The sequence below is a fragment of the Neisseria sp. P0022.S010 genome (genome assembly GCF_051956635.1).
In genome coordinates, this window is sequence record NZ_JBQCXF010000338.1 from 1 (window position 1) to 3285 (window position 3285).

Annotated in this window: 4 protein-coding genes; 1 reads left to right on the forward strand and 3 read right to left on the reverse strand. The window is 49.1% G+C overall.

Annotated features, from left to right (window positions below; genetic code table 11):
* Nucleotides 1-91 precede the first annotated feature (91 nt).
* Both trpE and ACTHUT_RS16345 read right to left on the reverse strand, forming a co-directional pair.
* Nucleotides 92-1567 (reverse strand): anthranilate synthase component I, encoded by a 1476-nt coding sequence (gene trpE / locus ACTHUT_RS16340; protein WP_250600719.1) that lies wholly within the window; start codon nt 1565-1567, stop codon nt 92-94.
* A gap of 135 nt (nt 1568-1702) precedes the next feature.
* Entirely contained in the window at nt 1703-2080 is a 378-nt protein-coding gene (locus ACTHUT_RS16345) for a hypothetical protein (RefSeq protein WP_137040876.1), read from the reverse strand.
* Between the two features lie 136 nt (nt 2081-2216).
* Between ACTHUT_RS16345 and ACTHUT_RS16350 the strand changes: the two genes are divergently transcribed.
* Nucleotides 2217-2837: a Smr/MutS family protein gene (locus tag ACTHUT_RS16350; protein WP_250589840.1), complete on the forward strand. Its 621-nt coding sequence runs from the start codon at nt 2217-2219 to the stop codon at nt 2835-2837.
* A gap of 52 nt (nt 2838-2889) precedes the next feature.
* Here ACTHUT_RS16350 and ACTHUT_RS16355 read toward each other — a convergent pair.
* Nucleotides 2890-3285: PilX family type IV pilin (locus ACTHUT_RS16355; RefSeq protein ID WP_440419084.1), on the reverse strand; the 396-nt coding region annotated here is incomplete at its 5' end.

Sequence of the window (3285 nt, forward strand, 5' to 3'; positions counted from 1 at the left end):
GAAATAAAGAGTTTGATTTTATGGTTGCCATTTTTCAGAGTATTTACTTGAAGTTACACATAGTTCAATTTTTTCAAAATAATTAGTTAACCTACCTATCCAACCCCTCCTGCACCATCTGCGCCGCCCTAACCACTACTCGGGCTTTGTTCTGCGTTTCCTGCCATTCTGAGGTCGGGTTGGAGTCAGCGACGATGCCTGCGCCGCTTTGGACGTATAGCGTGTTGTTTTTCACTACGGCGGTGCGGATGGCGATTGCCAAGTCCATGTCGTTGTTGAAACCCCATACGCCGACGGCGCCGCCGTAGATGCCGCGTTTGCTGGGTTCGACTTCTTCGATGATTTCCATGGCGCGGACTTTGGGTGCGCCGGAAAGTGTACCTGCCGGGAAGGTGGCGGCGAGGATATCCATGTTGGTCATACCGTCTTTCAGACGGCCTTCGACGTTGGAAACGATGTGCATTACATGGGAGTATTTTTCAATCACCATTTTGTCGGTGACTTTGACTTCGCCGGTTTTACTGATGCGGCCGACGTCGTTGCGTCCTAAATCAATCAACATGACGTGTTCGGCAATTTCTTTGGCATCGCTCAGCAGGTCTTGTTCGTTGGCGAGGTCTTCGGCTGGTGTTTTGCCGCGCAGGCGTGTGCCGGCGATAGGGCGGACGATGACATCGTCGCGTTCGCGGCGGACGAGGATTTCGGGGGAGGAGCCGACAATATGGAAATCGCCGAAATCGTAGTAAAAGAGGTAAGGCGAAGGGTTGAGCGTGCGCAGAGCGCGGTAGAGGGCAAGCGGGCTGTCGGTGAATTCCATGCTCATGCGCTGGCTGGGGACGACCTGCATACAGTCGCCTGCGAAGATGTAGTCTTTGATTTTGTTGACGCAGGCTTTGAACGGCTCTTCGCCGAATTCGCTGACGGCTTCGGTGTGTTTGCTGCCGAGGGAAAGCGGGATGGCGCAGCTTTGGCGCAACTGGGTGCGGATGTCTTCGAGTCGTTCGCGGGCGCGTTCGTAGCCGTCGGGCTGCGAGGGATCGGCGTAAACGATGAGGTGGATTTTGCCGCTCAAATTGTCGATAACCGCCAATTCTTGCGACAACATCAGCAAAATATCGGGCGTGCCGAGCGGGTCGGCTTTGGCGTTGTTTTTCAGGCGGTGGGCAAAGTGTTCGAAATTGTAGATGGTTTCGTAACCGAAGTAGCCGACTAGGCCGCCGGTAAAGCGCGGCAGACTTGGGATTTCAGGCGTTTTGAAGCGGTTGTGAAAGGCTTCGATAAATGGCAGCGGATTGCCGTCGTATTGCTCGACGATTTCGCCGTTTTGATAAACATCGACGTGTTTGCCACTGACTTTGAGATAGTAGCTGCAAGGCAGGCCGATAAAGGAATAGCGGCCGAAACGTTCGCCGCCGACAACGGATTCAAGCAGGTAGGTGAAAGGCTTGTTGGCAAGTTTGAGGTAGATTGAGAGCGGTGTGTCCAAGTCGGCAAGCAGCTCTTGAACGAGTGGAATGCGGTTGTAACCTTGTGCGGCTTGGGCTTGGTATTCTTGTTTGCTGATCATCTTGATAAGTCTTTCAGACGGCCTGTTTTAGGGTGTTAAATCGTGTGAAGAGTATAGCATTTTATTGGGATTGTTGACAGTCTGAGCGTTATGTCAGATATGGAAAACGCCGTCTGAAAAAGACGGTGCGAGGTATCAGGCAAGGGTGTTGGCGATTTTGTTTTTCCGGCTTCGTTTCCACTTGAAGAGATAAGCGGCAACAACGGGAATCAGGGCGATAATGGATTTGAATGTCCATCCTGAATACCATGTGCCTTCGGGAACGTCGCTTGCAAGCCAAGTGAAGTATGGCCACCAGCAGGCAACCAGGCTGCCGAGGAACAGCGGCCAAATATGACGGCTTAAGTTGCGTTGCCATAAAAGGAAACAGATGGCCGCCCAAACGAAAGTCAATACGGTAATCAGGAGAATGGTGTAGGCATCTGAAATCAGGATGGCGGCAAAGTAGTAGCTGAGTCCGACCCATAATAGGGCAAGTATCAAGACGATGATTTCTTCCGGGCGTTTAAACATGATTTCTCTCTTTTGTAAGACTGGCAATGCATCAATACTATACCCTAAACAAGAAGCGATGGTAAGAGTCTTTCAGACGGCCTTGTAGCCGGGTTTGCTATAATGTGCGCAATCAATTTTTTGGAAAGGACAAACCATGACGGCAAACTTTCAAGAAACGCTGAAGGCTTTGGGTAAAAAGGCGAAACAGGAAGCAGCGGAGCGGGAAGCGGAAGCGAAGGCTAAAAAGCAGGTAGAGGATGTGGATTTCAGTAAGGCAGTTGGTAAGGTTATACCGTTGAAAAATGCGGGTAACTATTATGAACAGCCCCGTGATAAATCTCCGATCAAGCCGCGACCTAAAGAAATGGCGACTTTGGAGCAGGAAGATTATTTTTATGTGGGCAGCGGCGGCTGGGAAGAACCGCCGGCTTCGTTCAGTAAAAACGGGCAGGGTAAAAATGATTTGATGCGTTTGCGAAACGGCCATTATCCTGTCGTGGCTGATGTGGATTTACATGGCTATACGCAGGAAGAAGCGCAGCAGGTATTGAATGAATTTATTGAGTTTACGAAAAAACGCGGCGTTTGCGGCGAGATTGTCCACGGCAGCGGCTTGGGTTCCGCAGGCTATAAACCGGTTTTGAAAAATATGACGCGCCGCTGGTTGATGCAGCATCCTGATGTGTTGGCTTATGTCGAGCCTCGACAAGGCAATGATGGCGCAGTCAGGATCTTGTTGAAACGCCAACGCCGAGACGATGATTGGAAACAGTAAAATAAAAAAAGCAGTGTCGATAAAATGACACTGCTTTTTTATGTTTGTCAGATTAAGAAGATTTCTTTTTGGAAACCGATTCGCAACCTTTGCCATTGGTCATTGTAGTTTTGGAATCTTTGGCAGAGTCAATATCAGTGCATTTGTAAGCATTGCCTAAACTATCCATCCAAACGGAAAGGGTATAGCCTGTTTTGATGGGAATGGCTTTCAAACGATAGGCTCGGCTTGTACTGGTATCAATCATTTCGGCAGAGTATTTATATTTGTCTGCCAAATCTTTATGGCCTTTGTATGAGGAAATAAAGTCATCCAACTGAGTTTTAATCTCATCAGTTTTCCACTTTGGATTTTTAACCATCTGGTTTTTAAAAGCAGAATTGATGGCGACTAACTCGGCATGCGCTTGTGATTGGTAGCCGCGTTCAATGTAGCGGTTGTAAGAGGG

Excerpts from the sequence above, each read along its gene's own strand:
- trpE (WP_250600719.1), bottom strand. The coding sequence starts at position 1,567 with ATGATCAGCAAACAAGAATACCAAGCCCAAGCCGCACAAGGTTACAAC.
- ACTHUT_RS16345 (WP_137040876.1), bottom strand. The coding sequence starts at position 2,080 with ATGTTTAAACGCCCGGAAGAAATCATCGTCTTGATACTTGCCCTATTA.
- ACTHUT_RS16350 (WP_250589840.1), top strand. The coding sequence starts at position 2,217 with ATGACGGCAAACTTTCAAGAAACGCTGAAGGCTTTGGGTAAAAAGGCG.